Genomic DNA, 22,670 nt, shown 5'->3' with positions numbered 1-22,670 from the left:
CGACCTCTTCAACGGAAACCCCTGGCTGCCACCCGCTCACACGTAATCAACCACCTGAGCAGTCACCCAGGTCCTGCCACTCAGGCGGTGTCACTCCGAGGATGGTGCGCAGCACGATGCCGGCGACGGCGTTCTGCCGCAGCGCGCTCCAGCATCGGTCGACGTCTATTGCCCTGAAGCCGTCGGTGTGCTTGCGCAGCGCCTCATAGCCCCCACGGAACTCCGGGTACTCGAGGAAAATCGCTCCTTTCGGGAGCAACATGAACTGCGACGTCAGGTCGTCGAAGGTCGACTGGACCAGCTCACCGAGGTGGGTCGGGATGTCAGCGGAGTCGACCTCGTAGGGCCGCAGTGTGCTCATGTGTGGTGATGCCCTCCTCGACGGCCCGCACCGCGCGGACACCCTCAATCGCGATCTCGAAGCGCCGCTCGAGCGGCAGGTCCTTGTCCCACGTGGCCCGGAGGCGTCGGATCGCGCTCGCCGCAATGTGTCCAGCCTCGAGACAGAGGACATCGCCCTGCGTAGGCTCGTAAGGCACCTTACGCATGGCCTCGACGTCGGCCGCGACACGCTGCTTCACACTCCCGATCTCCCCAGACGAGTCCACGGCGCGGCAGACGAAGACCGAGTCAAGGATCGACGACTTCGTCCCCGCGATGTGCAGCGACGCCGACATTTCTCCCGGGGCAACCAGGGTCGCCGTGCAAGTGAGGCCAGCGTCCAGGATCGCAATGATCAGCGGAACGTATGCCTCCGACTCGTTGTGGTGATAGGTGAAGACTAGGGGGGCGCCCGGCTTCATGGCCGCCGCCATACGGCAGAAGACCGAACTGAGACCCGCCGCGAACTCCTGCATGCCGCGCAGGCGCGTCGTGTTGCCCGTGAGCTCATCCTCGGTCCTGGTCGTCTCGGGGGCGAACTCGGCACGGGCGCCCATGAACCGGCGGAGCCAGACATAACAGAAGTCCATCAGCTCGGCGTACTGGACCATGTCGAAGTACGGCGGGTCGGTGAAAACACCGTCCAGTGATCCCGGCCGGAGTGCAAGCTCCTGAGACGGGGCCGCCGCGATCCACGCCCCCTGCGACGCGGCGGACGGCTCGGCGTCCACGAGGGGTGCCTCGATGGACTCGCCCGCGATCGGCACCACCCTCTTGCGCTTGCCGACATACTCGGTCTCGTACGGGCTCTTCGCGTACTCCTTAGCCTTCACGTACTTGGCGACGAAGTGGACGAAGGATCCTGAACCGACCTTCGGGATGCCGAGCAGGCTGTTCTCGCACGCGAGCAGCGCCACGGGGAACCCGTGGACGGCGAAGATGTCCTGGCACTTGAGGGCGTAGGTGTCGTAGCGACACAGCAGGTTCTGGTACCGGAGGAAGTCGCTGAACACCGTGGCGAGGGCGTTCCTGATCTCTTCGACCTCGACCTCGCCGACGCGCCGCATGAGCAGGCCGAGCCCGAGAAGCTGGCGGTCGCTGAAGAGCTCGCGCCAGCGCTTGTATCCCCAGCGGTTCAGACGGTTGGTCTCGTCCCCAGGCTGGATGGCATCGTCCGGGATTACAAGGCCATCGCCCCACTGCCCCAGCAGTTCGGAGGCCCGATCGAGCCGGGCGAGGTCGACGGCGTCCGGGGTCTTGAACTGCCGACCCCGGACCATGGGATAGCAGCGCTTGCACCGGTATTCCATACCGAACATCCGGTGCTTCGGTGGCTGCTGCAACAACGGCGCGAACTTGAATTGCTCGCCGCAATGGCGACATGCGGCCGTGCCGCGGCTGGCGGGGCGCTCCTTCAGATCGAAGTCGCACTCGGGGCAGCGAGCGGCGTCGCCCTTCTCCACCTCGCGGAGCTCGTCACAATGGGGGCAGTGGTAGACCTCCCGGGGATGCCGCACGGCCTCGGCAAGCCGCAGGCCTGGGAAGAGGTCAACCTCCTCACCGCAGGACGGGCAGGCGCAGGTCTTGACGTGATGGAAGTACTTGACCTCGGCCTGTCCCGCGCACCCGGTACAGGTCGTCTTGTAGAGGTCTCCAATCTGCTCCTCGACGTCGGCCACAGCCCGACCAGCTTCGAGCTGAAAGGCATTCAGGTCGAGCGGGGACACCGCCTGGCGCACGGTCCACCAGGCCATCGGGTTCACATCACCGCCGACGACGCTCAGCCCGAGGCGCGCGGACTCGAACACAGTGGTCCCGCCGCCCATGAAAGGGTCGGCCACCACGCCGGGGATCCCGTGCCCTGTAAAGTAGTCGGACGCGAGGGGTCCGTCGCCGAACTCGGACAGGAGCAGCGAGCGGAACACCGAGCCGGGTCGCCGCGCGAACCACTTGTGGATCTGGATGATCGGCCGGTACGACTGCTGCACCTGCTTCTCGCGCAAAGCGAGACGGGCCACGAAGGCCGCGTCGTAGCGAGCTTCCAGGCCGTCTCCGGTGACAGGCTCCGGGGCAAGGCCGAGGTCGACATCGAGGGCGGTCTGGGTCGTCATGCTTGGACCTTAGATGCGTGCTCAGACATGCGACTGGCGAGAACAGCCGCGACGTTCACTTCTTGCCCCCAGAGGTTGCTCCATGCCGGAACTCCACGACGTCGCCGTCCTGCATGATGTAGTCCTTGCCCTCCATGCGGGCCTTGCCGCGGGAGCGGGCTTCGGCTACGGAGCCCGCTTCGACCAGGTCGTCGAAGGAGATGACCTCGGCCTTGATGAAGCCCTTCTGGAAGTCGGTGTGGATGACTCCGGCGGCTTCGGGGGCGGTGGCGTTCTGCTTGATCGTCCAGGCGCGGGACTCCTTGGGGCCCGCGGTGAGGTAGGTCTGCAGGCCCAGGGTGCGGAAGCCGACGTGGGCGAGGGTGGCCAGGCCCGGCTCCTCCTGGCCGACGGACCGCAGCAGCTCCAGCGCCTCGTCCTCCTCCAGCTCGGCGAGGTCGGCCTCCAGCTTGGCGTTGAGGAAGATCGCTTCCGCCGGGGCGACGAGGGCACGCTGCTCGGCCTTGAAGGCGTCGTCGGTCAGCTCTTCCTCGTCCACGTTGAAGACGTAGAGGAACGGCTTGGTGGTCAACAGGTGCAGCTCGCGCAGCGGTTCGGCGGCCTCGGTGCCCTGGGCGACGCCCGCCGAGAACAGGGTGCGGCCCTCCTCCAGGATGACCTTCGCCTCCTGCACGGCCTTGACCTGCGGCTGTTTGTCCTTCTTGATCCGCGCTTCCTTCTCCAGGCGCGGCAGGACCTTCTCCACGGTCTGGAGGTCGGCGAGGATCAGCTCGGTGTTGATCGTCTCGATGTCGTTCTTGGGCGAGACCTCACCGTCGACGTGGACGACGTTCTCGTCCCGGAACGCCCGGATCACCTGGCAGATCGCGTCGGACTCGCGGATGTTGTGCAGGAACTTGTTGCCCAGCCCCTCACCCTCGCTCGCGCCTCGGACGATACCGGCGATGTCCACAAAGTCGACGGTGGCGGGCAGGACACGCTCGGAGTGGAAGATCTCCGCCAGCTTGGCCAGCCGCGGGTCAGGGACGCCCACGACGCCGACGTTCGGCTCGATCGTGGCGAACGGGTAGTTGGCCGCCAGCACGTCGTTCTTGGTCAGGGCGTTGAACAGGGTGGACTTGCCGACATTGGGCAGGCCGACGATTCCGATCGTGAGCGACACGTGGCGACTTCCCGTAGCGAGAGGATCTGGGCGGCGGCCCGGCGCGGGGCGGGCCAGTCCACCAGTCTACGGGCGCGGCCTGCCTTCCAGTGACGGGAACCGGGAGCTGTCCACCAGGGCGGGCAGTGGCTCGGGAAGCTGGATCTTGTCGCCCCACGGAACCGTGTGCTCGCCCCGGTAGGCGCCCCTGACCGGTTGGTAGAAGAGAGCGAGACGCGCTTCCAGCGGGTCGATCAGCAGATAGAGCGGGATGCCCGCTTCCGCGTAGACCTTCCGCTTCGATACCCGGTCGTGCGCCTGACTGGACCGGGACACCACCTCCGCGACGAAGATCACCTCCATCGGGGGGACCTCTGTTTCCCAGGTCTCCAATACGTGGCGGGGCGCCACGAAGAGGTCCGGCACGCAGTAGTCGTCGCTGTCCGGAGCCTTGTCCACGCCGAGGTTGTTCTCGATCTCATAACCCTCGGGCAGCTTCTCCAGCAGCATTTCTGCCAGCCGCCACAGCATGCGCCCGTGCATGCCCGAAGGTGTCGGCGACATCACGATGGCCCCCTCAATGATCTCTACCCGGTACTGGTCAGGCACCGGGAGTTCATGGGCGACCTCGCGCAAGGTCTTGGCCACCTCTGCCTCCGGAAGCGTCGCGGTCACAGGAACACCTCCTCCCCTGGGCTAACGATGTCACGCCTGCGGGGGTACAGGCACGAGGTGGGCGGCGTGTCAGGCGAGGGGAGGCCGGGAGGGGGCGGCCTACGTTGGGTGGATGGAGCGGAGCAAGCAGGGCGGGTGGGAGCGGGAGGAGCAGCGTGGGTGGGAGCGGGAGGAGCAGCGTGGGTGGGAGCGGGAGGAGCCGCGTGGGTGGGGGCGGGAGGAGCCGCGTGGGCGGGAGCGGGTGGCGGTGCCGCGCCCCGCGCGGGCGGGCGGGCGGACGGCGGGCCAGGGGGCGCAGGGGAAGGACGCAACGCCCGCGCCGGGCCCGCTCGCGCGGCTGACGGCGCTGCGGCTGACGGCCCTGGGCAGCGGGCTCGCGACGCTCGCGGCGATGGCGCTGCTCGGCGGTGCGGTACGGCTGCTGCTGGACGCCTCACCGGGGGCCTACGGGGTGTGCTTCGTGATCGTGGGTCTCGCCTCGGCGCTGTGGGTACGTCCCGCCGACCAGTTCACCGCGCCGGTCGTCGCCCCGATCGCGTACGCCGTCGGGCTGGTGCTGCTGACAGGTGGCAGCGGGGGCAGTGGGCTGGGCGAGCGCGCGATGACGGTGGTGACGGCGCTCGCGGTGGAGGCCGGATGGGTCTACGGCGGGACGGCGGCGACGGCGCTGGTGGCCGTGGTGCGCCGCGCGGTGCTGGCCGCACGGCGGCGCCGGGCGCGGCAGGAGCGGCCGACGCGGCGGGCGGATACTGCCGGGCCGGGGCGCGGGGACGGCACCGGGGAACGCGGCACCCTGCGGCAGGGCGACCGCGCGGCGCGGGGCAGGACACCAGGGCCCCGGACACCGGGCGCGCGGTCACGCACGTCCAGGTCACAACGTTCCGCCGACCGCGCCTGAGGCGAGCGGGCTGAACTTCCCGGCCCTCCGCACCCGGCGTGGTGCTACCTCGACCACCCGGGGCCGCCTCTGATCAGCTGCGGCGGCAAGGCCCCGAGGGCTCCCACGACGGCCCGGACAACGCGTCACGACTGCCCGGACCATCGCCGTCGTCCACGCCTCGATGGCCGAGACGACGTAACGCCGACGACGAACCCCGGGGAGCGCCAGCCCCGGGCCACGCCCGACGCCGGACGGGCGGAACATCGTATTCCGCATTCCGCCCGTCCGGCGTCGCCAGTGGGGGCGCGGTGCGGCTACGCGTCCGCGACCTTCGTCGCCGCCTCCGCGCGCAGGTCGCGGCGCAGCTCCTTCGGCAGCGAGAACTGCATGTGCTCCTGTACCGGCTGCACCACCTCGACGTCGCCGTAGCCGCGCTCGGCCAGCCACTCCAGCACGCCTTCCACCAGGACGTCGGGTACCGAGGCGCCGGAGGAGACGCCGACGGTGGCGACGCCGTCCAGCCACGCCTCGTCAATCTCGCCGGCGTGGTCCACCAGGTGGCCGTCGGCGGCGCCGTGCGCGAGGGCCGTCTCCACCAGGCGCACCGAGTTGGAGGAGTTGGGTGAGCCGACGACGAGTACCAGGTCGGACTCGGCGGCGACCTGCTTGATCGCCGTCTGCCGGTTCTGCGTGGCGTAGCAGATGTCGTCGCTGGGCGGGCTGATCAGCTTCGGGAACTTCTCGTTCAGGGCATCGACAGTTTCCATCGTCTCGTCCACCGAAAGGGTGGTCTGCGAGAGCCACACCACCTTTTCGGGGTTCTTCACCTCGACGTTGGCCACGTCCTGGGGGCCGTCAACGAGGGTGATGTGCTCCGGGGCCTCGCCGGTGGTGCCGATGACCTCCTCGTGGCCCTCGTGGCCGATGAGGAGAATGTCGTAGCCGTCCTGCGCGAAGCGGACGGCCTCCTTGTGCACCTTGGTGACCAGCGGGCACGTCGCGTCGATGGTGGCGAGCTTGCCGCGCTCGGCCTCGCGGTGCACCTCGGGCGCGACGCCGTGGGCGGAGAAGATGACGATCTCGCCCGGCGGCACCTCGGAGGTTTCCTCGACGAAGATGGCGCCCTTCTTCTCCAGCATCCGCACCACGTATTTGTTGTGCACGATCTCGTGGCGCACGTACACCGGGGCGCCGTACTGCTCCAGGGCCTGTTCGACGGCGATGACGGCTCGGTCCACGCCCGCGCAGTACCCACGGGGGGCGGCGAGGAGGACGCGGCGGGCGGTCTCAGCACTCATGCCCCCCATCGTACGGGCGGGCCAAGCCCCGCAGGACGGCGCGCGGGGTTGCGGCCGGGCGGGCGGAGAGGCCGCCGGTGGTGCGGCCGGGGGCGGACGGGCGCCGGGGGCGGACAGGGTGTCGGGGGTGGCCGGTAGGGTCGCGCCCATGGCTCTCGACACGTCCCCGGAGGCGCCGGTCCCGGTCGCGCAGGTGTCACGGCTGATCGGCGGCTGGATCGACCGGCTGGGCGCGGTGTGGGTGGAAGGGCAGATCACCCAGCTCAGCCGCCGCCCCGGCGCGGGCGTGGTGTTCCTGACCCTGCGGGACCCGTCGCATGAGATGTCGCTGTCGGTGACGTGCTACCGCCGGGTGTTCGACCGGGTGGCGGACGTGGTCGGGGAGGGCGCCCGCGTCGTGGTGCACGCCAAGCCGGAGTGGTACGCGCCGCGCGGTGCGCTGTCGCTGCGCGCGGCCGACATCCGACCCGTCGGCGTCGGCGAGCTGCTGGTGCGCCTGGAACAGCTGAAGAAGGCGCTGACGGCCGAGGGGCTGTTCGCGGCGGCGCGCAAGAAGCCGCTGCCGTTTTTGCCGCACCGGATCGGCCTGGTCACCGGCCGGGCCTCGGCGGCCGAGCGGGACGTGCTGGAGACGGCGCGGGCGCGCTGGCCCGCCGTGCGGTTCGCGGTGCGCAACGTGGCGGTGCAGGGCGTGCACGCGGTGCCGCAGGTCATCGCCGCGGTCCAGGAGCTGGACGCGGAGCCGGAGGTGGACGTCGTCATCGTCGCCCGCGGCGGTGGCAGCGTGGAGGACCTGCTGCCGTTCTCCGACGAGCGGCTGGTGCGCGCGGTGGCCGAGTGTGCCACCCCGGTGGTGTCCGCGATCGGCCACGAGCCGGACACCCCGCTGCTGGACCTGGTGGCGGACCTGCGTTCGCGTACGCCCACGCACGCCGCGAAGGACGTCGTTCCGGACGTGGGCGAGGAGTACGAGCGCATAGCGCAGCTGCGGGACCGGGCGCGGCGCTGGCTGGCGGGCTACCTGGACGCCCAGGAGCGCGGCCTGGCCGACTGCGCCAGCCGCCCGGTGCTGGCCTACCCACACCGCATGGTGGACGACCGCGCCGAGGTGGTGGCCGACACCCTGGCCCGCGCCCGCCGCACCCTGGGCCACCTGCTGGACCGGGCGGACGCGGAGCTGGAGCACACCCGGGCCCGCGTCGTCGCCCTCTCCCCCGCCGCCACGCTGCGGCGCGGGTACGCGGTGCTCCAGCACCCGGACGGCTCGGCGGTGCGGGACGCGGCCGAGGTCACCGGCGGCGAGCAGCTGCGCGCCCGCGTCGCCGAGGGGGAGTTCCGCGTGACGGTCACCGACGTAGGCTGAGGCCATGGCGAACACCGACACCCCGCAGGCGGCGGCCGGGCAGGCCGCGCGGAGCACGGGCGACGCGGCGGACCAGGGCGCGGAGGCCGCCGTCCTGGGCTACGAGCAGGCTCGGGACGAGCTGATCGAGGTCGTGCGCCGGCTGGAGGCGGGCGGGGCCACGCTGGAGGAGTCGCTGGCGCTGTGGGAGCGCGGCGAAGAGCTGGCCAGCGTCTGCCAGGGCTGGCTGGCGGGCGCCCGGGCCCGGCTGGACGCGGCGCTGGCGGGAGACGACGCGGCCGGGTCGCCGCCCGGGGCGGAGACGGACGCGGGGCACCCGGAGGCGTAGCGCACCGGCGTTCACCGGAAGCGCTGGGCGAACGTTTTTCGACGAGGGCAAGCGCACGGTGCTGCCGGGGTCACCATCGGCCGCCCCGGCCCGGTCGCGTTCCGCCCGCGTGGGTCCGGCCCTCGGGGTCCGGGCGGAGCGCGCCTCAGCCCGCGTCCGCGTCCGTGGACTGCGGCTCCAGCGCGCGGGCGAGCTCGGCCAGGCTCTCGAACGGCGCCGTGCCGGTGACGACCGTGGTGTGGCTCTCCTGTGGGAGCACCAGCGCGTTGTACTTCGGCCCCTCGTAGCGGTCCCAGGCGGCGCCGTCCACCTCGACGGTCTTCCCCGTGGCCTGCGCGCCGTGCGTGACCTCGGCGATGAACGGCTTCGGCTCGCCGTCGCTCTGCTCGACGGCGGCGTACTCCTCGTCCGGGTCGAGGAAACCCAGGTGCCACACGGCACCCAGGTCGCTTTGGCCGCGGTAGTGGACGGAGGTCGCCCGCCACGGGTCCTCCAGCCCCTGCGGCGCGAGCAGCGGGTAGGGCGCGGCGCGGTCGGCGGTGAGCAGCTCGGCCCGGTAATCCACCGTCTTGGCGCCCTCACCGCTGTCGTTGTGCGGAATGCCGAACAGGTAGACGAACCCGGAGCACAGGCAGATCAGGCCCATCGAGATGACCATGTCCCGCACCGTCTTCTTGCCACGCGTCGTTGCCACGCCCTCCATGGTCCCCCATACCGCGACCGCCTCCGGAGGCGGCCCCGCCGTCGGCCCTCCCGGCACCCCCGGCGGCTGTTCCGCCCCTCGCCCGCCCGTCCCGGCCCACCGGTCCCGGCCCGCCTCTCCCGGCCGCCCGTCCCGGCCCGCCTCTCCCAGCCCGCCCGTCCCGGCCCACGGCGGGTCGTCACAGCGCGTGCTCAGACGTGGGCCCAGGTGCTCATCCTGGCGCTGGGCGGATAAGGTCTACGTGCCCTCACCCCGATGACTGTCCGGTGGCTGCTCCCATGCCGACCGTGCGGAAAGGTGCGTCTCGATGTCGGAAAACCACCACCTCCCCTCGCAGCTAGAGGTGAGCCCCGAGGCACCCGACCGCAACCTCGCCCTGGAACTGGTACGGGTCACCGAGGCCGGAGCCATGGCCTCGGGCCGCTGGGTGGGGCGCGGTGACAAGAACGGCGCCGACGGAGCCGCCGTGAAGGCGATGCGCACCCTGGTCTCCACCGTCTCGATGAACGGTGTCGTCGTCATCGGCGAGGGCGAGAAGGACGAGGCGCCCATGCTGTTCAACGGCGAGCGCGTCGGCGACGGTACCGGCCCCGAGTGCGACGTCGCCGTGGACCCGGTGGACGGCACCACCCTCACCGCCAAGGGCATGGCCAACGCCGTGTCCGTGCTGGCGGTCGCCGAGCGGGGGGCGATGTTCGACCCGTCGGCGGTGTTCTACATGGACAAGCTGGCCACCGGTCCCGAGGCGGCCGAGTACGTGGACATCAACGCCCCGGCGTCGGTGAACGTGCGCCGCGTGGCGAAGGCCAAGGGGTGCGCGCCGGAGGACGTCACCGTCGTCATCCTCGACCGGCCCCGGCACGAGTCCATCGTCAAGGAGGTGCGCGAGGCGGGCGCCCGCATCAAGTTCATCTCCGACGGCGATGTGGCCGGCGCGATCATGGCCGTGCGTGAGGGAACCGGCGTTGACATGCTGCTGGGCATCGGCGGCACCCCGGAGGGCATCATCGCCGCGTGCGCCATCAAGTGCCTGGGCGGCACGCTCCAGGGCAAGCTGTGGCCGAAGGACGACACCGAGCGGCAGCGCGCGCTGGACGCCGGGCATGACCTGGACCGCGTGCTGCACACCGAGGACCTGGTGAGCGGCGAGAACGTCTTCTTCGTGGCCACCGGCATCACCGACGGCGACCTGCTGCGGGGCGTGCGGTACCGGGCGGAGACGGCGTTCACGCAGTCGCTGGTGATGCGGTCGAAGTCGGGCACGATCCGGCAGATCGACTCGACGCACCGGCTGTCGAAGCTGCGGGCGTACAGCGCGATCGACTTCGACCGCGCGACGTGATCCCCTCCCTGCCCCTGCCAGCGACCGGGTAGGGGCGAGCCCCGGACTCCCGTCACCTGCCGGGCCGTGGGGCGGCATGGCCCGGCTGAGCCATGCCGCCTGCCGGGGCTACGCGATGCGGCGGACCTGGGACGTGTCCGGGCCGCCGGAGGCGTCCCGGCGGCGGCGACGGGTGAGGACGACGCGGCGCTCGGCGGCCGTCAGCCCGCCCCACACCCCGTAGGGCTCCGGCTGCCGCAGCGCGTGCTCGCGGCACTCCACCAGCACCGGGCAGCGCGCGCACACCGCCTTCGCCGCCTGCTCACGCGCCAGCCGTTCCGCCGTGGGCTCCTTGGAGGGCGCGAAAAACAGCCCGGCCTCGTCCCGGCGGCAGACCGCCTCCGAGTGCCAGGGCCCGGCTTGCTCACGTTCCGGTGCGCGCTGCGCGGGGAGGACGGCTGCCTGCACGGACTGGTACGGCGGTCGCGGCACGGTCTACTCCTGACGACGGTGGGGAGACTCACCCTGATCTGCCTTCTGCCGCACGGGAGTTGGCGCAGAGAACCGTGCGAGCGGCGATGCCTCGACCTCTACCCGCTGTGCGCGCGCTTATGCGCTCAGTCGCGATATGAGCGCAAGTCTCGGAGCCGTTTGCCCCGTTTCGCTACCGCTCGCACCACACCGCACACCGCCACCCCGCGCACGACGATGATGGGCGCGCGCGGGTCCTCCGCGGTGCACTGCTGGACGTCGAACGTACCCAGGACGGCCGAACCGGCGTCCCGCAGCGTGACGTTCTCCGGCACCTTCACCTCCACGGTGCCGCCCACCGCCACCGCCGTGACCACGACCTCCCGCTGTTCGAACAGCGCCTCGGTGAGGTCGATCTCCACCGGCCCGGGGCAGGCGAAGGCGTTCAGCCGAGGCCCCACCCGCCAGCGCCCGCGCCGGACGGTTCCGGCCAGCAGACCGACGAGTGTGACCCCGGGGCGGGCGGCCGCGACACGGGCCGGGCGCGGCGGCGCGTGACCTGCGGGCAGGTCCGCGACCAGGGGTGCGAGCTGGGCGTGGGTGCGTGCGCCGTAAGCCGCCGCGACCCGCTCGGCGTACTCGTCCCCCGTCAGCCGACCCGCTGCGAACGCGTCACCGAGCAGGGCGGCTACCCGCTCCCGCTCCCCGTCGGATGCCCGCAATGCCGCCTCAGCCGCTTGGTGGGCGCCAGATCTCGCGCCCCTCCCCACCTCATCCACGCGGGCAGCCTACCGAGTATCGCGTTAGATCGCGAGAGGGTTCGCGGAGCCGGGCCACCGGTACTGAGCCCAACCTCACAACGGGCGGGACCGGGGCGCGTTCTACGCTGTGAGACGCGCTCGCCGACGCCGTCGAGCCGCCTGAGCCGTCCAGGAAGGAACCCGCCACCATGGCCGCCCGTCCCGCTGCCCACCCCGGCGACCGTCCCGCCGCCCCCGCTGGCGACCGGGAGTTCTCCTACACCCCGCTGCTGCCCGTGGGCGCGGACCCGACGCCGTACCGCCTGGTCACCACCGAGGGGGTCAGCACGTTCGAGGCCGGGGGCCGCACCTTCCTGAAGGTGGAGCCTCAGGCGCTGCGGCTGCTGGCCGCCGAGGCGATGAAGGACATCGCGCACTTCCTGCGCCCCGAGCACCTGGGCCAGCTGCGCCGCATCCTGGACGACCCCGAGGCCAGCCCGAACGACAAGTTCGTCGCCCTCGACCTGCTGAAGAACGCCAACATCGCCGCGGCCGGGGTGCTGCCGATGTGCCAGGACACCGGCACCGCGATCGTCATGGGCAAGCGCGGCCAGCACGTGCTCACCGAGGGCGGCGACGAGGCGGCCCTGTCCGGCGGCGTGTTCGACGCCTACCGTGACCTCAACCTGCGCTACTCCCAGATGGCGCCGCTGACCATGTGGGAGGAGAAGAACACCGGCACCAACCTGCCCGCGCAGATCGAGCTGTACGCGGCCGACGGCGACGCCTACCAGTTCCTCTTCATGGCCAAGGGCGGCGGCAGCGCGAACAAGTCGTTCCTCTACCAGGAGACCAAGGCGGTGCTGAACGAGGCCGCCATGATGAAGTTCCTGGAGGAGAAGATCCGCTCGCTGGGCACGGCCGCCTGCCCGCCCTACCACCTGGCCATCGTCGTCGGCGGCACCAGCGCCGAGTACGCGCTGAAGACCGCCAAGTACGCCTCCGCGCACTACCTGGACGAGCTGCCCGCCGAGGGGTCGGCGTCCGGCCACGGGTTCCGGGACCAGGAGCTGGAGCAGAAGGTCTTCGAGCTGACGCAGAAGATCGGCATCGGCGCCCAGTTCGGCGGCAAGTACTTCTGCCACGACGTGCGCGTGGTGCGCCTGCCCCGGCACGGCGCGTCCTGCCCGGTGGCCATCGCCGTCTCCTGCTCCGCCGACCGGCAGGCCAAGGCGAAGATCACCGCCGAGGGCGTCTTCCTGGAGCAGCTGGAGCGCGACCCCGCCCGCTTCCTGCCGGAGACGACGGGCGAGGAGCTGACCGCGGGCGCCCGCCTCACCCCGGACTCCGGCGACGACGGCGTGGTGCGCATCGACCTCAACCGCCCGATGGACGAGATCCGCGCGGAGCTGACCCGGCACCCGGTCAAGACCCGGCTGTCGCTGACCGGCCCGCTGGTCGTGGCCCGCGACATCGCGCACGCCAAGATCAAGGAGCGGCTGGACGCGGGCGAGGAGATGCCGGGTTACCTGCGCGACCACGCCGTCTACTACGCGGGCCCGGCCAAGACGCCCGAGGGCTACGCCTCCGGCTCCTTCGGCCCGACGACCGCCGGGCGCATGGACGCCTACGTCGAGCAGTTCCAGGCGGCTGGCGGCTCGCTGGTGATGCTGGCCAAGGGCAACCGCAGCCAGCAGGTCACCGACGCGTGCGCCGCGCACGGCGGCTTCTACCTCGGCTCCATCGGCGGCCCGGCGGCCCGGCTGGCGCAGGACTGCATCAAGAAGGTGGAGGTCCTGGAGTACGAGGAGCTGGGCATGGAGGCGGTCTGGAAGATCGACGTCGAGGACTTCCCGGCGTTCATCGTCGTCGATGACAAGGGCAACGACTTCTTCACCGACCCCGGCCCGGCCCAGCCGTTCGTGACGTCGATCCCCGTCCGCGGCTGACGCGGCGGGCGTCCGGCGCGCCGCGCTGACCCTGGAGCTGGTGCGGCGGCCCGTGTTGGGGTGCCACCCGCGAGCCGCGTCCGGCAGCGACCGACGGCCCGCCCGCGCCCCGGGCGGGCCGCCTACGCTCGGGGCCATGAACTACCGCATCGAGCACGACTCCATGGGCGAGGTCAAGGTGCCCGCCGACGCCAAGTGGCGGGCCCAGACGCAGCGGGCGGTGGAGAACTTCCCCGTCTCCGGGCAGCGGCTGGAGCGCGCCCACATCCAGGCGCTGGCGCACATCAAGGCCGCCGCCGCCACCGTCAACGCCGAACTCGGCGTGGTGGCACAGGAGATGGCGGAGGCGATCGTCGCGGCGGCCACGGAGGTCGCCGACGGCCGCTGGGACGACCACTTCCCCGTTGACGTCTTCCAGACCGGTTCGGGCACCTCGTCCAACATGAACATGAACGAGGTCGTCGCGACGCTGGCGGCCGAGCGGCTGGGCGCGCCCGTCCACCCCAACGACCACGTCAACGCCAGTCAGTCCTCCAACGACGTGTTCCCTTCCTCAGTGCACATCGCGGCGACCGCGGCCGTCTCGCAGGACCTGATCCCGGCGCTGGAACACCTCGCGGACGCGCTGGAGCGCAAGGCGGGCGAGTTCGCTACGGTGGTGAAGTCCGGCCGCACCCACCTGATGGATGCCACCCCGGTGACCCTCGGCCAGGAGTTCGCCGGGTACGCGGCGCAGGTCCGGTACGGCGTGGAGCGGCTGCACGCCTCACTCCCCCGGCTCGCGGAACTGCCGCTGGGCGGCACGGCGGTCGGCACCGGCATCAACACCCCGCCCGGCTTCGCGGCCGCCGTCATCGCCGAGGTCGCCCGCCGCACCGGGCTGCCGCTGAGCGAGGCCCGCGACCACTTCGAGGCCCAGGGCGCGCGCGACGGGCTGGTGGAGACCTCCGGCCAGCTGCGCACCGTCGCCGTCAGCCTCACCAAGATCGCCAACGACTTGCGCTGGATGGCCTCGGGCCCGCGCACCGGGCTCGCCGAGATCAACCTCCCCGACCTCCAGCCCGGCTCCTCGATCATGCCCGGCAAGGTGAACCCGGTGATCCCCGAAGCGGTACTGATGGTTGCCGCGCAGGTCATCGGCAACGACGTCACCGTGACGACGGCCGGGGCCTCCGGCAACTTCGAGCTCAACGTCATGCTCCCGGTGCTGGCCCGCAACGTGCTCGAATCCGTCCGGCTGCTGGGCAGCGCCTCCCGGCTGCTGGCCGACCGCACGGTGGAGGGCATCACCGCCAACGCCGAGCGCGCCCGCGAGTACGCCGAGTCCTCACCGTCCGTCGTCACTCCGCTGAACCGGTACCTCGGCTACGAGGAGGCCGCGAAGGTGGCCAAGCGCGCGCTGGCGGAACGCGTCACCATCCGCCAGGCGGTGCTCGACGGCGGCTACGTCGAACGGGGTGACCTGACCGAGGCCCAGCTCGACGAGGCCCTGGACGTCCTGCGCATGACCCGCCCGTAGCCGGGGCGGGCCTGCTGCCCGGGGTGCCAGGCCCCACTCCGCTACCATCCGTGGATGACAGCGGATACAGGGCAGGCAGCCCAGGGTGACGTCGGTACACCGCACCGGAGCCGGTGGGCGCGGGGTACCCAGATCCTGTGGCGGTACCGCGCGAACGGCCGCCGGGACCCGCACATCTGCCGCCCGGTGACCGTCGTCCAGGACACCCCGGACCTGCTGGCGGTGTGGATGGCTCCCGGCACCCCGTGCGTGAAACCGCAGCTCGCGGACGGTACGCCGGTGCACCGGGAGCCACTGGCGACGCGGTACACCAAGCCGCGCACGGTCACCCGCTGCCGCTGGTCCGGCACCGGCGTGCTGAAGCTGGCCACGCCCGGCGACCCCTGGTCGGTGTGGCTGTTCTGGGAGCCGGGCTGGCGGTTCAAGAACTGGTACGTGAACCTGGAGGAACCGCACCGCCGCTGGTCACGCGGGGTGGACTCCGAAGACCACTTTCTGGACCTGTGCGTCTACCCGGACGGCAGCTGGGAGTGGCGGGACGAGGATGAGTTCGCGCAGGCGCGGGCCGCCGGTCTGATGGACGCCGCGCAGGCGGGCCGCGTCCGGGAGGCGGGCCAGCGCGCACTGTCGGCCGTGCGCCGGTGGGAGGCCCCGTTTCCCGACGGCTGGGAGCACTGGCGCCCCGACCCGGCCTGGCCGGTGCCCCGCCTGCCGCGCGACTGGGACCGTCCGGCCCGCCCGTAACGCGTTACGCCATGTGGGGGAGCGCGCAAAAAGGTGCACGGGGCATCGTGATGCACCCGAAGCCCGAAGCCTCTTGCTACGCTCCGGGGCCGCAACCGTAGGATCATCCTCCGGGCTGCACCAGCATGCCCGCACGCACCGCCGCAACTCCCTTGCGCCCGGGCGGGCTTGACGGGCGTCGTCCGAGAGGAGCCCCGCACGTGAGCAGCAACGGACGCGCGAAGGTCCCCCGGGAAGCGACCACCCCGGGGTGTGGAAGCTGGCCTTCCGGTTCTGTTCCCGGGCAGCATGAACGGGGTATCGGCGTATCGACGCCCGTACTTCCGCGACCCGCCCGACCCCAGGAGATCCCAGCCCACGCCGCACAGGACGGACGGACACCCGACGCGTGACGGAGCACCCGACCACCCCCCGCCAGTCGGCGGCCGGAGCGCCCAAGCCCCGGCCCTCCGACCGCGCGATCCCGCACGCCCGGGCCCGGGCCGACGCGGCGGAGAGCGACAGCCTCGTGCGGGAGCCCGCCCGGCCGCAGGCCGGGGTGCCGACGGGGGCCGGGGCTCGCCCCCAGCCCGAGTCCGCCGCGCAGAACCCGGCCCAGGCGGAGAGCCCGGGGAGCGCGGAGGCCGCCGAGGGTGACGAGTACGCCCGGCGCGGTGGCGACCGGCTGCGCTTCGTCGGCGCCGCCACCCGCCGTATCGCCCGCGGGCTGGATCTGGACGAGACGGTGCTCGGCCTGTGCCGCTCCACGGTGCCCGCGTTCGCCGACGCGATCCTGGTCTACCTGCGCGACCCGCTGCCCGTGGGCGAGGAGCGGCCCACCGGGCCCGTCCGGCTCCGGCTGCGCCGCACCGACCGTCTCCCGGACCCGAGCCGCCCCGCCCCCGATCCGCAGGCCGCCCCTCCCCGCACCGGCCAGCCGCCCACCCCGCCGGAGCCGCCCCGCACCCCGGACCCGCCACGGCCGGGCGCCGACAGCTCCGGTCCGCGCCTGCCGCTGCTCGCCGGGCTCGCCGAGCTGCCGTCGGCCGGCGCCCCCGAGGTGGCCGAGATCCGCGGGGGCAGCGCGCTCGGGGAGGTGCTGCGCGGCGTGCGCCCGCTGTTCGGCGACCACCCCGCGGCCCGCGCCGCGCTGCCGGAGCTGCTGGGCCAGGAGCGGGACGTGCCGTCCGGCGACCGGGCGATCCTCGCCCCCTTGCGCGGCCGCCGCCGGGTCATCGGGGCCGCCGTCTTCCTGCGCCGCCCGGAGCGTTCCCCGTTCGAGGGCGACGACCTGCTGGTGGCCGCGCAGCTGGCCACGCACACCGCGCTGGGCGTGGACAAGGCGGTGCTGTACGGGCGCGAGGCGTACATCGCCGACGAGTTGCAGCGCACCATGCTGCCGGACCGGCTGCCGCAGCCCACCGGCGTCAAGCTGGCGAGCCGCTACCTCCCGGCCGCGGAGTCCGCGCGCGTCGGCGGCGACTGGTACGACGCGATCCCACTGCCGGGCAGCCGCGTCGCACTGGTCGTCGGCGATGTCATGGGCCACTCCACCACCTCGGCCGCGATCATGGGCCAGCTGCGCACCACCGCGCAGACACTCGCCCAGCTCGACCTGCCGCCGCAAGAGGTGCTGCACCATCTGGACGAGCAGGCCCAGCGCCTGGGCGAAGACCGCATGGCGACGTGTGTCTACGTGGTCTACGATCCCGTGGCGCACCGCATGATCGTCGCGAACGCGGGCCACCCGCCGCCGGTGATGCTGCACCAGGACGGGCGGGCGGAGACGCTGCGCATACCGCCGGGCGCCCCCATCGGCGTCGGCGGCGTGGACTTCCAGGCCGTCGAGCTGGACGCCCCGGCCGGTGCGACGCTGCTGCTGTACACCGACGGCCTGGTGGAGTCGCGGCACCGGGACGTGTGGGCGGGCATCGAGACGCTGCGGGAGAAGCTGGCCGAGACGGGTCGGCTGATCCGGCCGGACGCCGCGGCCCCGCTGGAGCCGCTGTGCGACGAGGTGCTGGACATCGTCGGCCCCGGCGACCGGGACGACGACATCGCCCTGCTCGCCGCCCGTTTCGACGGCATCGCCCCGAGCGACGTCGCGTACTGGCAGCTCGAACCGCGTCCGGAAAGCGCTGGGCAGGCGCGCCGACTGGCCCGGCGGGCGCTGGCCACCTGGGGCGTCGAGGAGCTGACGGACCCGGTGGAGCTGCTGGTCAGCGAGGTCGTCACGAACGCCGTGCGGTACGCCGAACGCCCGGTGACGCTGCGGCTGTTGCGCACTGACGCCCTGCGCTGCGAGGTGGGCGACGACGTCCCGCAGCTGCCCCGGCTGCGGCAGGCGCGGGCCACGGACGAGGGCGGGCGCGGCCTGTACCTGGTCAACCGCATGGCCCGCCGCTGGGGCGCCACCCGCCTGTCCACGGGCAAACTGGTCTGGTTCGAAGTCCCGCTGCCCTGAACTCCCACGGTCCGTGCGGGCGCGAGGTACACGGAGGCGCACAGGCGAGGGGCCTGGGAGCGTCAGCCCCAGGCCCCTCTTGTCCCGCGCCACGGCGGGACACGACCCGAACACCGGGGGTCCGGCGGAACCGAGCACCGCCAAACCCCCGCGTGCGGCAGTTCTCAGGCGAGAGCCGCCTCGGCGTCCAGCGTCGTCGCGACGGCCTGCAGGACGGAGGCGATCTTGAACGCCTCCTGGATCGTCTCGCGGTCCACGCCCGCCTTGCGCAGCACCTGCTCGTGCGAGTCCAGGCACATGCCGCAGCCGTTGACGGCGGAGACGGCGAGCGACCACAGCTCGAAGTCCACCTTGTCCACGCCCGGGTTGCCGATGACGTTCATCCGCAGACCCGCGCGCAGGGTGCCGTACTCGGGGTCGGACAGCAGGTGCCGGGTGCGGTAGAACACGTTGTTCATCGCCATGATCGCGGCGGCGGACTTGGCGGCGGTGTACGCCTCGTCGCTCAGGTTCTCCCGCGCCTGCGGCTCCAGCTCGCGCAGCACGCGCGCGGAGCGGGTGGCGATGGCGCAGGAGAGCACCGTGCCCCACAGCTGCTGGGCCGGGAGGTCGGAGTTGCCGATGACGGAGCCGAGGTTGAGCTTGAGGTCCTTGGCGTAGTCGGGCAGGGCCGACTTCAGGTCAGCGAGCGCCACGGTCACTCACCCGCCAGCAGCTGCACCGGGTCCAGCGTCTCGTCGCCGGCGCTCCAGTTGCACGGGCACAGCTCGTCGGTCTGCAGCGCGTCGAGGACCCGCAGGACCTCCTTGGGGTTACGGCCCACGGAACCGGCCGTCACCATCGTGAACTGGATCTCGTTGTTCTGGTCCACGATGAACACGGCACGCTGGGCGAAGCCGTCCTCGCCCTCGACGCCGCAGTCCCGCATCAGCTCGTGCTTGGAGTCGGCGAGCATGGGGAAGGGCAGGTCGCGCAGGTCGTCGTGGTCCTTGCGCCAGGCGTGGTGGACGAACTCCGAGTCGCCGGAGACGCCGAGGATCTGGCAGTCACGGTCGGCGAACTCCTCGTGCAGCTTGCCGAAGGCCGCGATCTCGGTGGGGCACACGAAGGTGAAGTCCTTCGGCCAGAAGAACACGCACTTCCACTGACCCTCGTACGTCTTGTGGTCGATCTGCTGGAACTCCTTGCCCTTCTCCAGCGAGACGCACGCGGTCAGATCGAAGGACGGGAACTGGTCACCTACAGTGAGCAAAACGCTCTCCTTGTGGGCACGGGAAGCACCGTGGGAGCGGGCTCCCCTTGAGGGTTGGACGGATGTCACACCCTGCCACAGCCGGTATTGATCAAAGAAATAGCTAGACTCGCACGTGTTGATCGGGTGCGGCTATCAGTGGCCGCGCCCCGCGACCCCTCGCGAGTACCGTCACATGAGCAAACCCTCCCGTACGCCCAGCCTCTCCCAGCTCCGGGCCTTCACCGCCGTCGCCCAGCACCTGCACTTCCGCGAAGCCGCCGCCGAGATCGGCATGAGCCAGCCCGCGCTGTCGGGCGCGGTGGCGGCGCTGGAGGAGTCTCTCGACGTGCGGCTACTGGAACGCACGACGCGGCGCGTGCTGCTCTCCCCCGCCGGCGAACGCGTGGCCGCCCGGGCCCGCGCGGTGCTGGACGCCGTCGGGGAACTGCTGGAGGAGGCCGAGGCGGCGCGCGCGCCGTTCACCGGCACCCTGCGCCTGGGCGTCATCCCCACCTGCGCCCCCTACCTGCTGCCGACGGTGCTGGGCCTGGTCCACGAGCGCTACCCCAAGCTGGAGCTACGGGTGCACGAGGAGCAGACGGACTCACTGCTGGACGGTCTGACCGCCGGCCGCCTCGACCTGCTGCTGCTCGCCGTCCCGCTCGGCCTGCCCGGCGTCACCGAACTGCCGCTGTTCGACGAGGATTTCGTCCTGGTGATGGAACGCGGCCACGCGTTGGCGGGACGGACGGACGTGCCGCGCGAACGGCTGCGGGACCTGCCGCTGCTCCTGCTGGACGAGGGCCACTGCCTGCGCGACCAGGCGCTGGAGATCTGCCGGGAAGCGGGCCGCGCGGACCGGCGGAGGGACGCGTCCGGCGAGGTGACGACGACAGCGGCCGGGCTGTCCACACTCGTCCAGCTCGTCGCGGGCGGCCTGGGCGTCACCCTGCTGCCGCACACCGCGCTGCGGCTGGAGACGGCACGCAACGACCGCCTGGCCACCGGGTGCTTCGCCCACCCGGCACCCTCGCGCCGCATCGCGCTGGCGATGCGCGCCGGGACCGCGCGCGAGCAGGAGTTCACCGAACTCGCCAGCGCGCTGCGCGAGGCGCTGAGCGCGCTGCCGGTACGGCCGATAGCCGCCTGAAGCACCGCTGGTACCCAGCCGACGGCCGCCCGGAGCAGTGCTCGGGGCGGCCGTCGGCGTGGGTCCTGCGGCGCGGATTTCACCCGGGAGGGTGACGCGCGTGCCAGGTCACCAATGGCGGGTGCGGTACACCGAGCGTCCCCGGTGCGGGCGCCCCCGCCCCTGGGCGGACGCTCCGCGCACGGCCCGCAGGATGCCGCCCACGACCGCTCCCACCCCGACCCCGTGCGGTGCGCGCCCCAGGCGGCTCGGCGTCGGGGAGTGGCGGCGGCGCGCCATCGGAGAGCCGTGGCGCATCTGACGGCTGATCGTCCTGGCCAGTCGCTTCAGTGCCGGCATGGCGGATTCCTCCGTCCGGTTCGTCGGCAGACCGGGGTGTTCACACCGTCCCGGCCTGTGGGCCCCTCTGCGGCCTGACCTACGTGTGCCCGCCTTCGCCCGCCGCACACTCCGGCTTCTCGCGCGCCGTCACGGGGCGTGGCGCGGGCCGGTTGGGCGCCTGCCGCGAGCGCCCGGGCCGCAACCCGGCGGCCTCGGCGGCCGTGTGCAGGGAGCGCAGCGCGAGCAGCAGCACGCCGATGTCGTCCAGCAGCACCGGGTCGGGCATGAGGTCCACCGGCGAGATGACGTAGACCAGCGCACCCCAGTACGCCAGCTTGTTGGATACCGGGACACCGGCCTCGCGCAGCAGACTGCGGGCCTTGACCACCTGCACCAGCAGGCGGACGGCGAACACGACCGTCACCACCACCAGGGCGGCGGCGACGGTGAGGACGACCCAGCTCTCGGTGCTCACAGCGGCACTCCAGTTTCCACGGGCGGTACACGGACGCGACCCCCTCCTCCGCGTCCGTATACCCGCTCCGGCTCAGGGGATTTCCCCCTGCTCCGCCTGGGCGCCCCCGGTGGCCGGGTCCTCAGGGGGCGGCCCGGCTTCCGGGGTGTCCGCCTGCGCAGGGCCAGCCTGCGCAGCGCCGACCCCCGGCGCGTCCGGCGGCGGGGCCTCCGCCTCCGGCCCGGGCGGAGCGGTAGTGCGGGGCGGACGGCCGCGGCGCGGGTGCGGGCGGGCGTCGCCGGGCAGCCGTCCCGCGTCTTTCAGGGCGCGGCGCAGCAGATAGTCGATCTGCGCGTTGGTGCTGCGCAGTTCGTCGGCCGCCCAGCGCGCGAGCGCGTCGTGGACGGCCGGGTCGAGCCGCAGTAGCACCTGCTTACGGGACGGCCGCCGCTCCGTCACTGGTAGAGCGAACCCGAGTTGACGATCGGCTGCGGGCCGCGGTCCCCGCACAGCACCACGAGGAGGTTGGAGACCATCGCGGCCTTGCGCTCCTCATCCAGGTGCACGAAGTCCCGTTCGGTGATGCGGCTGACGGCGGACTCGACCATGCCGCACGCCCCGTCCACGATCTGCTGGCGCGCCGCGATGATGGCGCCCGCCTGCTGCCGCTGGAGCATCGCGGCGGCGATCTCGGGCGCGTAGGCGAGGTGGGTGAAGCGCGACTCGATCACCTGCACCCCGGCCGCCGAGACGCGGGCGGTGACCTCGGCGGTGAGCTGATCGGTGATCGACTCGGCGTTGTCGCGCAGGGAGAGCGTGCCGTCCGCCTCGTAGGGGTAGTTGGTGGCGATGTGCCGCAGCGCCGTCTCGGCCTGGGTGGTGACGAACTCCTCGTAGTCGTCCACGGCGAAGGTGGCCTGCGCGGTGTCCTCCACCTGCCAGACGATGACGGCCGCGATCTCGATCGGGCTGCCGCCTGCGTCGTTGACCTTCAGCACCGCCGTCTCGTGGTTGCGCACGCGCGTGGAGATCTTGGTGGCGGAGGTCAGCGGGTTCACCCAGCGCAGGCCGTCCTGGCGCACGGTGCCGACGTAGCGGCCGAACAGCTGGATCACCCGCGCTTCCCCTGGCGCGACCATCTTCACGCCGTTCCAGGCGAACAGCGAGGCGAGGAGCAGCAGCACGCCCACGACGACCATGACCGCGATCAGCGCCGTCTGGTCGGGGGAATGGGTGCCGACCGCCGCGCCGCCCAGCGCCAGCCCGATCCCGGCCAGCGGGCCGAGAACGGCGCAGAGCAGGCCGAGCGCACCGGGGATGCTGCGGGCCTGGTGCTCGCGCACGGGCGGCTGCGGCATCTCCGGTGCGTCGATCTGCGGGTCGAGTGGTGTGGTCTCCGGCGTGGTCTCTGGTGTGGTGACGTCCGTCATGACTCCCCGTTCAG

21 protein-coding genes and 1 pseudogene are annotated in these 22,670 nt (G+C 72.1%); 9 read left to right on the top strand and 13 right to left on the bottom strand.

Going from position 1 to position 22,670, the window contains the following annotated elements; all coding sequences use genetic code 11:
- Window positions 1-46 precede the first annotated feature (46 nt).
- The 4 genes from JJV70_RS12080 to JJV70_RS12065 form a co-directional block, all read right to left on the bottom strand.
- Entirely contained in the window at window positions 47-361 is a 315-nt protein-coding gene (locus JJV70_RS12080) for a hypothetical protein (protein ID WP_219047848.1), read from the bottom strand.
- Window positions 324-2,492, bottom strand: a complete 2,169-nt coding sequence (locus JJV70_RS12075) for a hypothetical protein (protein WP_219047847.1) — start codon at window positions 2,490-2,492, stop codon at window positions 324-326. The genes JJV70_RS12080 and JJV70_RS12075 overlap by 38 nt, the downstream gene beginning before the upstream one ends.
- A gap of 55 nt (window positions 2,493-2,547) precedes the next feature.
- Complete coding sequence (ychF, locus tag JJV70_RS12070; RefSeq protein WP_219047846.1) at window positions 2,548-3,654, bottom strand: redox-regulated ATPase YchF; 1,107 nt, start codon at window positions 3,652-3,654, stop codon at window positions 2,548-2,550.
- A 66-nt stretch (window positions 3,655-3,720) separates the two neighbouring features.
- Entirely contained in the window at window positions 3,721-4,308 is a 588-nt protein-coding gene (locus tag JJV70_RS12065) for a Uma2 family endonuclease (RefSeq protein WP_219047845.1), read from the bottom strand.
- Window positions 4,309-4,420: 112 nt separating this feature from the next.
- On the opposite strand from JJV70_RS12065, the gene JJV70_RS12060 reads away from it, so the two are divergent.
- Window positions 4,421-5,206 (top strand): DUF6542 domain-containing protein, encoded by a 786-nt coding sequence (locus tag JJV70_RS12060; protein ID WP_219047844.1) that lies wholly within the window; start codon window positions 4,421-4,423, stop codon window positions 5,204-5,206.
- Between the two features lie 296 nt (window positions 5,207-5,502).
- On the opposite strand, the gene JJV70_RS12055 is transcribed toward JJV70_RS12060, so the two are convergent.
- Window positions 5,503-6,495: a 4-hydroxy-3-methylbut-2-enyl diphosphate reductase gene (locus JJV70_RS12055; RefSeq protein ID WP_219047843.1), complete on the bottom strand. Its 993-nt coding sequence runs from the start codon at window positions 6,493-6,495 to the stop codon at window positions 5,503-5,505.
- A 139-nt stretch (window positions 6,496-6,634) separates the two neighbouring features.
- Here JJV70_RS12055 and xseA point away from each other — a divergent pair, with 139 nt between their 5' ends.
- Window positions 6,635-7,849, top strand: coding sequence for an exodeoxyribonuclease VII large subunit (xseA, locus tag JJV70_RS12050; protein WP_219047842.1), 1,215 nt, complete (start codon window positions 6,635-6,637; stop codon window positions 7,847-7,849).
- Between the two features lie 4 nt (window positions 7,850-7,853).
- Complete coding sequence (locus JJV70_RS12045; protein WP_219047841.1) at window positions 7,854-8,177, top strand: exodeoxyribonuclease VII small subunit; 324 nt, start codon at window positions 7,854-7,856, stop codon at window positions 8,175-8,177.
- Window positions 8,178-8,322: 145 nt separating this feature from the next.
- On the opposite strand, the gene JJV70_RS12040 is transcribed toward JJV70_RS12045, so the two are convergent.
- On the bottom strand, window positions 8,323-8,880 hold the full coding sequence (locus JJV70_RS12040) for a DUF4245 domain-containing protein (protein WP_257573801.1): 558 nt from the start codon (window positions 8,878-8,880) through the stop codon (window positions 8,323-8,325).
- Between the two features lie 307 nt (window positions 8,881-9,187).
- Between JJV70_RS12040 and glpX the strand changes: the two genes are divergently transcribed.
- Window positions 9,188-10,222: a class II fructose-bisphosphatase gene (gene glpX / locus JJV70_RS12035; protein WP_219047839.1), complete on the top strand. Its 1,035-nt coding sequence runs from the start codon at window positions 9,188-9,190 to the stop codon at window positions 10,220-10,222.
- A 108-nt stretch (window positions 10,223-10,330) separates the two neighbouring features.
- Here the strand turns inward: glpX and JJV70_RS12030 are convergent, their stop codons facing one another.
- Complete coding sequence (locus tag JJV70_RS12030) at window positions 10,331-10,693, bottom strand: WhiB family transcriptional regulator (protein WP_219047838.1); 363 nt, start codon at window positions 10,691-10,693, stop codon at window positions 10,331-10,333.
- 125 nt (window positions 10,694-10,818) lie between these two features.
- On the bottom strand, window positions 10,819-11,451 hold the full coding sequence (locus JJV70_RS12025) for a DUF1707 domain-containing protein (protein ID WP_308294791.1): 633 nt from the start codon (window positions 11,449-11,451) through the stop codon (window positions 10,819-10,821).
- A 170-nt stretch (window positions 11,452-11,621) separates the two neighbouring features.
- Here JJV70_RS12025 and JJV70_RS12020 point away from each other — a divergent pair, with 170 nt between their 5' ends.
- The 4 genes from JJV70_RS12020 to JJV70_RS12005 all read left to right on the top strand — a co-directional run bounded on the left by JJV70_RS12020 (window position 11,622) and on the right by JJV70_RS12005 (window position 18,067).
- Window positions 11,622-13,361 (top strand): fumarate hydratase, encoded by a 1,740-nt coding sequence (locus tag JJV70_RS12020; protein WP_257573800.1) that lies wholly within the window; start codon window positions 11,622-11,624, stop codon window positions 13,359-13,361.
- Window positions 13,362-13,497: 136 nt separating this feature from the next.
- Window positions 13,498-14,880 carry an aspartate ammonia-lyase gene (locus JJV70_RS12015; RefSeq protein ID WP_219047837.1) on the top strand — a complete coding sequence of 461 codons (1,383 nt, stop codon included), beginning with the start codon at window positions 13,498-13,500 and terminating at the stop codon, window positions 14,878-14,880.
- A 54-nt stretch (window positions 14,881-14,934) separates the two neighbouring features.
- Window positions 14,935-15,624, top strand: a complete 690-nt coding sequence (locus tag JJV70_RS12010) for a DUF402 domain-containing protein (protein ID WP_219047836.1) — start codon at window positions 14,935-14,937, stop codon at window positions 15,622-15,624.
- 388 nt (window positions 15,625-16,012) lie between these two features.
- Window positions 16,013-18,067: a SpoIIE family protein phosphatase gene (locus JJV70_RS12005; RefSeq protein WP_308294790.1), complete on the top strand. Its 2,055-nt coding sequence runs from the start codon at window positions 16,013-16,015 to the stop codon at window positions 18,065-18,067.
- A 164-nt stretch (window positions 18,068-18,231) separates the two neighbouring features.
- On the opposite strand, the gene JJV70_RS12000 is transcribed toward JJV70_RS12005, so the two are convergent.
- Window positions 18,232-18,762: an alkyl hydroperoxide reductase gene (locus JJV70_RS12000; protein ID WP_219047835.1), complete on the bottom strand. Its 531-nt coding sequence runs from the start codon at window positions 18,760-18,762 to the stop codon at window positions 18,232-18,234.
- 2 nt (window positions 18,763-18,764) lie between these two features.
- Entirely contained in the window at window positions 18,765-19,319 is a 555-nt protein-coding gene (locus tag JJV70_RS11995; RefSeq protein WP_219047834.1) for a peroxiredoxin, read from the bottom strand.
- 175 nt (window positions 19,320-19,494) lie between these two features.
- Here JJV70_RS11995 and JJV70_RS11990 point away from each other — a divergent pair, with 175 nt between their 5' ends.
- Window positions 19,495-20,451, top strand: a complete 957-nt coding sequence (locus JJV70_RS11990) for a hydrogen peroxide-inducible genes activator (RefSeq protein WP_219047833.1) — start codon at window positions 19,495-19,497, stop codon at window positions 20,449-20,451.
- 418 nt (window positions 20,452-20,869) lie between these two features.
- Here JJV70_RS11990 and JJV70_RS11985 read toward each other — a convergent pair whose 3' ends face one another.
- The 3 genes and pseudogenes from JJV70_RS11985 to JJV70_RS11975 all read right to left on the bottom strand — a co-directional run bounded on the left by JJV70_RS11985 (window position 20,870) and on the right by JJV70_RS11975 (window position 22,656).
- The gene (locus JJV70_RS11985; RefSeq protein WP_219047832.1) at window positions 20,870-21,247 is read right to left on the bottom strand and encodes a YkvA family protein; all 378 of its coding nucleotides are present in this window, start codon (window positions 21,245-21,247) and stop codon (window positions 20,870-20,872) included.
- A 213-nt stretch (window positions 21,248-21,460) separates the two neighbouring features.
- A pseudogene (locus JJV70_RS23405) lies at window positions 21,461-21,736 on the bottom strand (hypothetical protein); the annotation flags it as partial.
- Window positions 21,682-22,656: an SPFH domain-containing protein gene (locus JJV70_RS11975; protein ID WP_219047831.1), complete on the bottom strand. Its 975-nt coding sequence runs from the start codon at window positions 22,654-22,656 to the stop codon at window positions 21,682-21,684. The pseudogene JJV70_RS23405 and the gene JJV70_RS11975, both read right to left, overlap by 55 nt.
- Window positions 22,657-22,670 lie beyond the last annotated feature (14 nt).

It is taken from the genome of Streptomyces sp. JJ66, from assembly GCF_019303495.1.
Taxonomy (GTDB): Bacteria; Actinomycetota; Actinomycetes; order Streptomycetales; family Streptomycetaceae; genus Streptomyces.
The sequence above is the reverse complement of the archived record's forward strand: the minus strand, read 5'-3'. Positions and strand labels throughout refer to the sequence as shown.

Excerpts from the sequence above, each read along its gene's own strand:
- JJV70_RS12060 (WP_219047844.1), top strand. The coding sequence starts at position 4,421 with ATGGAGCGGAGCAAGCAGGGCGGGTGGGAGCGGGAGGAGCAGCGTGGG.
- JJV70_RS12075 (WP_219047847.1), bottom strand. The coding sequence starts at position 2,492 with ATGACGACCCAGACCGCCCTCGATGTCGACCTCGGCCTTGCCCCGGAG.
- JJV70_RS11975 (WP_219047831.1), bottom strand. The coding sequence starts at position 22,656 with ATGACGGACGTCACCACACCAGAGACCACGCCGGAGACCACACCACTC.
- JJV70_RS12020 (WP_257573800.1), top strand. The coding sequence starts at position 11,622 with ATGGCCGCCCGTCCCGCTGCCCACCCCGGCGACCGTCCCGCCGCCCCC.
- JJV70_RS12040 (WP_257573801.1), bottom strand. The coding sequence starts at position 8,880 with ATGGAGGGCGTGGCAACGACGCGTGGCAAGAAGACGGTGCGGGACATG.
- JJV70_RS12015 (WP_219047837.1), top strand. The coding sequence starts at position 13,498 with ATGAACTACCGCATCGAGCACGACTCCATGGGCGAGGTCAAGGTGCCC.
- JJV70_RS12010 (WP_219047836.1), top strand. The coding sequence starts at position 14,935 with ATGACAGCGGATACAGGGCAGGCAGCCCAGGGTGACGTCGGTACACCG.
- JJV70_RS12080 (WP_219047848.1), bottom strand. The coding sequence starts at position 361 with ATGAGCACACTGCGGCCCTACGAGGTCGACTCCGCTGACATCCCGACC.
- glpX (WP_219047839.1), top strand. The coding sequence starts at position 9,188 with ATGTCGGAAAACCACCACCTCCCCTCGCAGCTAGAGGTGAGCCCCGAG.
- JJV70_RS12055 (WP_219047843.1), bottom strand. The coding sequence starts at position 6,495 with ATGGGGGGCATGAGTGCTGAGACCGCCCGCCGCGTCCTCCTCGCCGCC.
- JJV70_RS11990 (WP_219047833.1), top strand. The coding sequence starts at position 19,495 with ATGAGCAAACCCTCCCGTACGCCCAGCCTCTCCCAGCTCCGGGCCTTC.
- JJV70_RS12045 (WP_219047841.1), top strand. The coding sequence starts at position 7,854 with ATGGCGAACACCGACACCCCGCAGGCGGCGGCCGGGCAGGCCGCGCGG.
- xseA (WP_219047842.1), top strand. The coding sequence starts at position 6,635 with ATGGCTCTCGACACGTCCCCGGAGGCGCCGGTCCCGGTCGCGCAGGTG.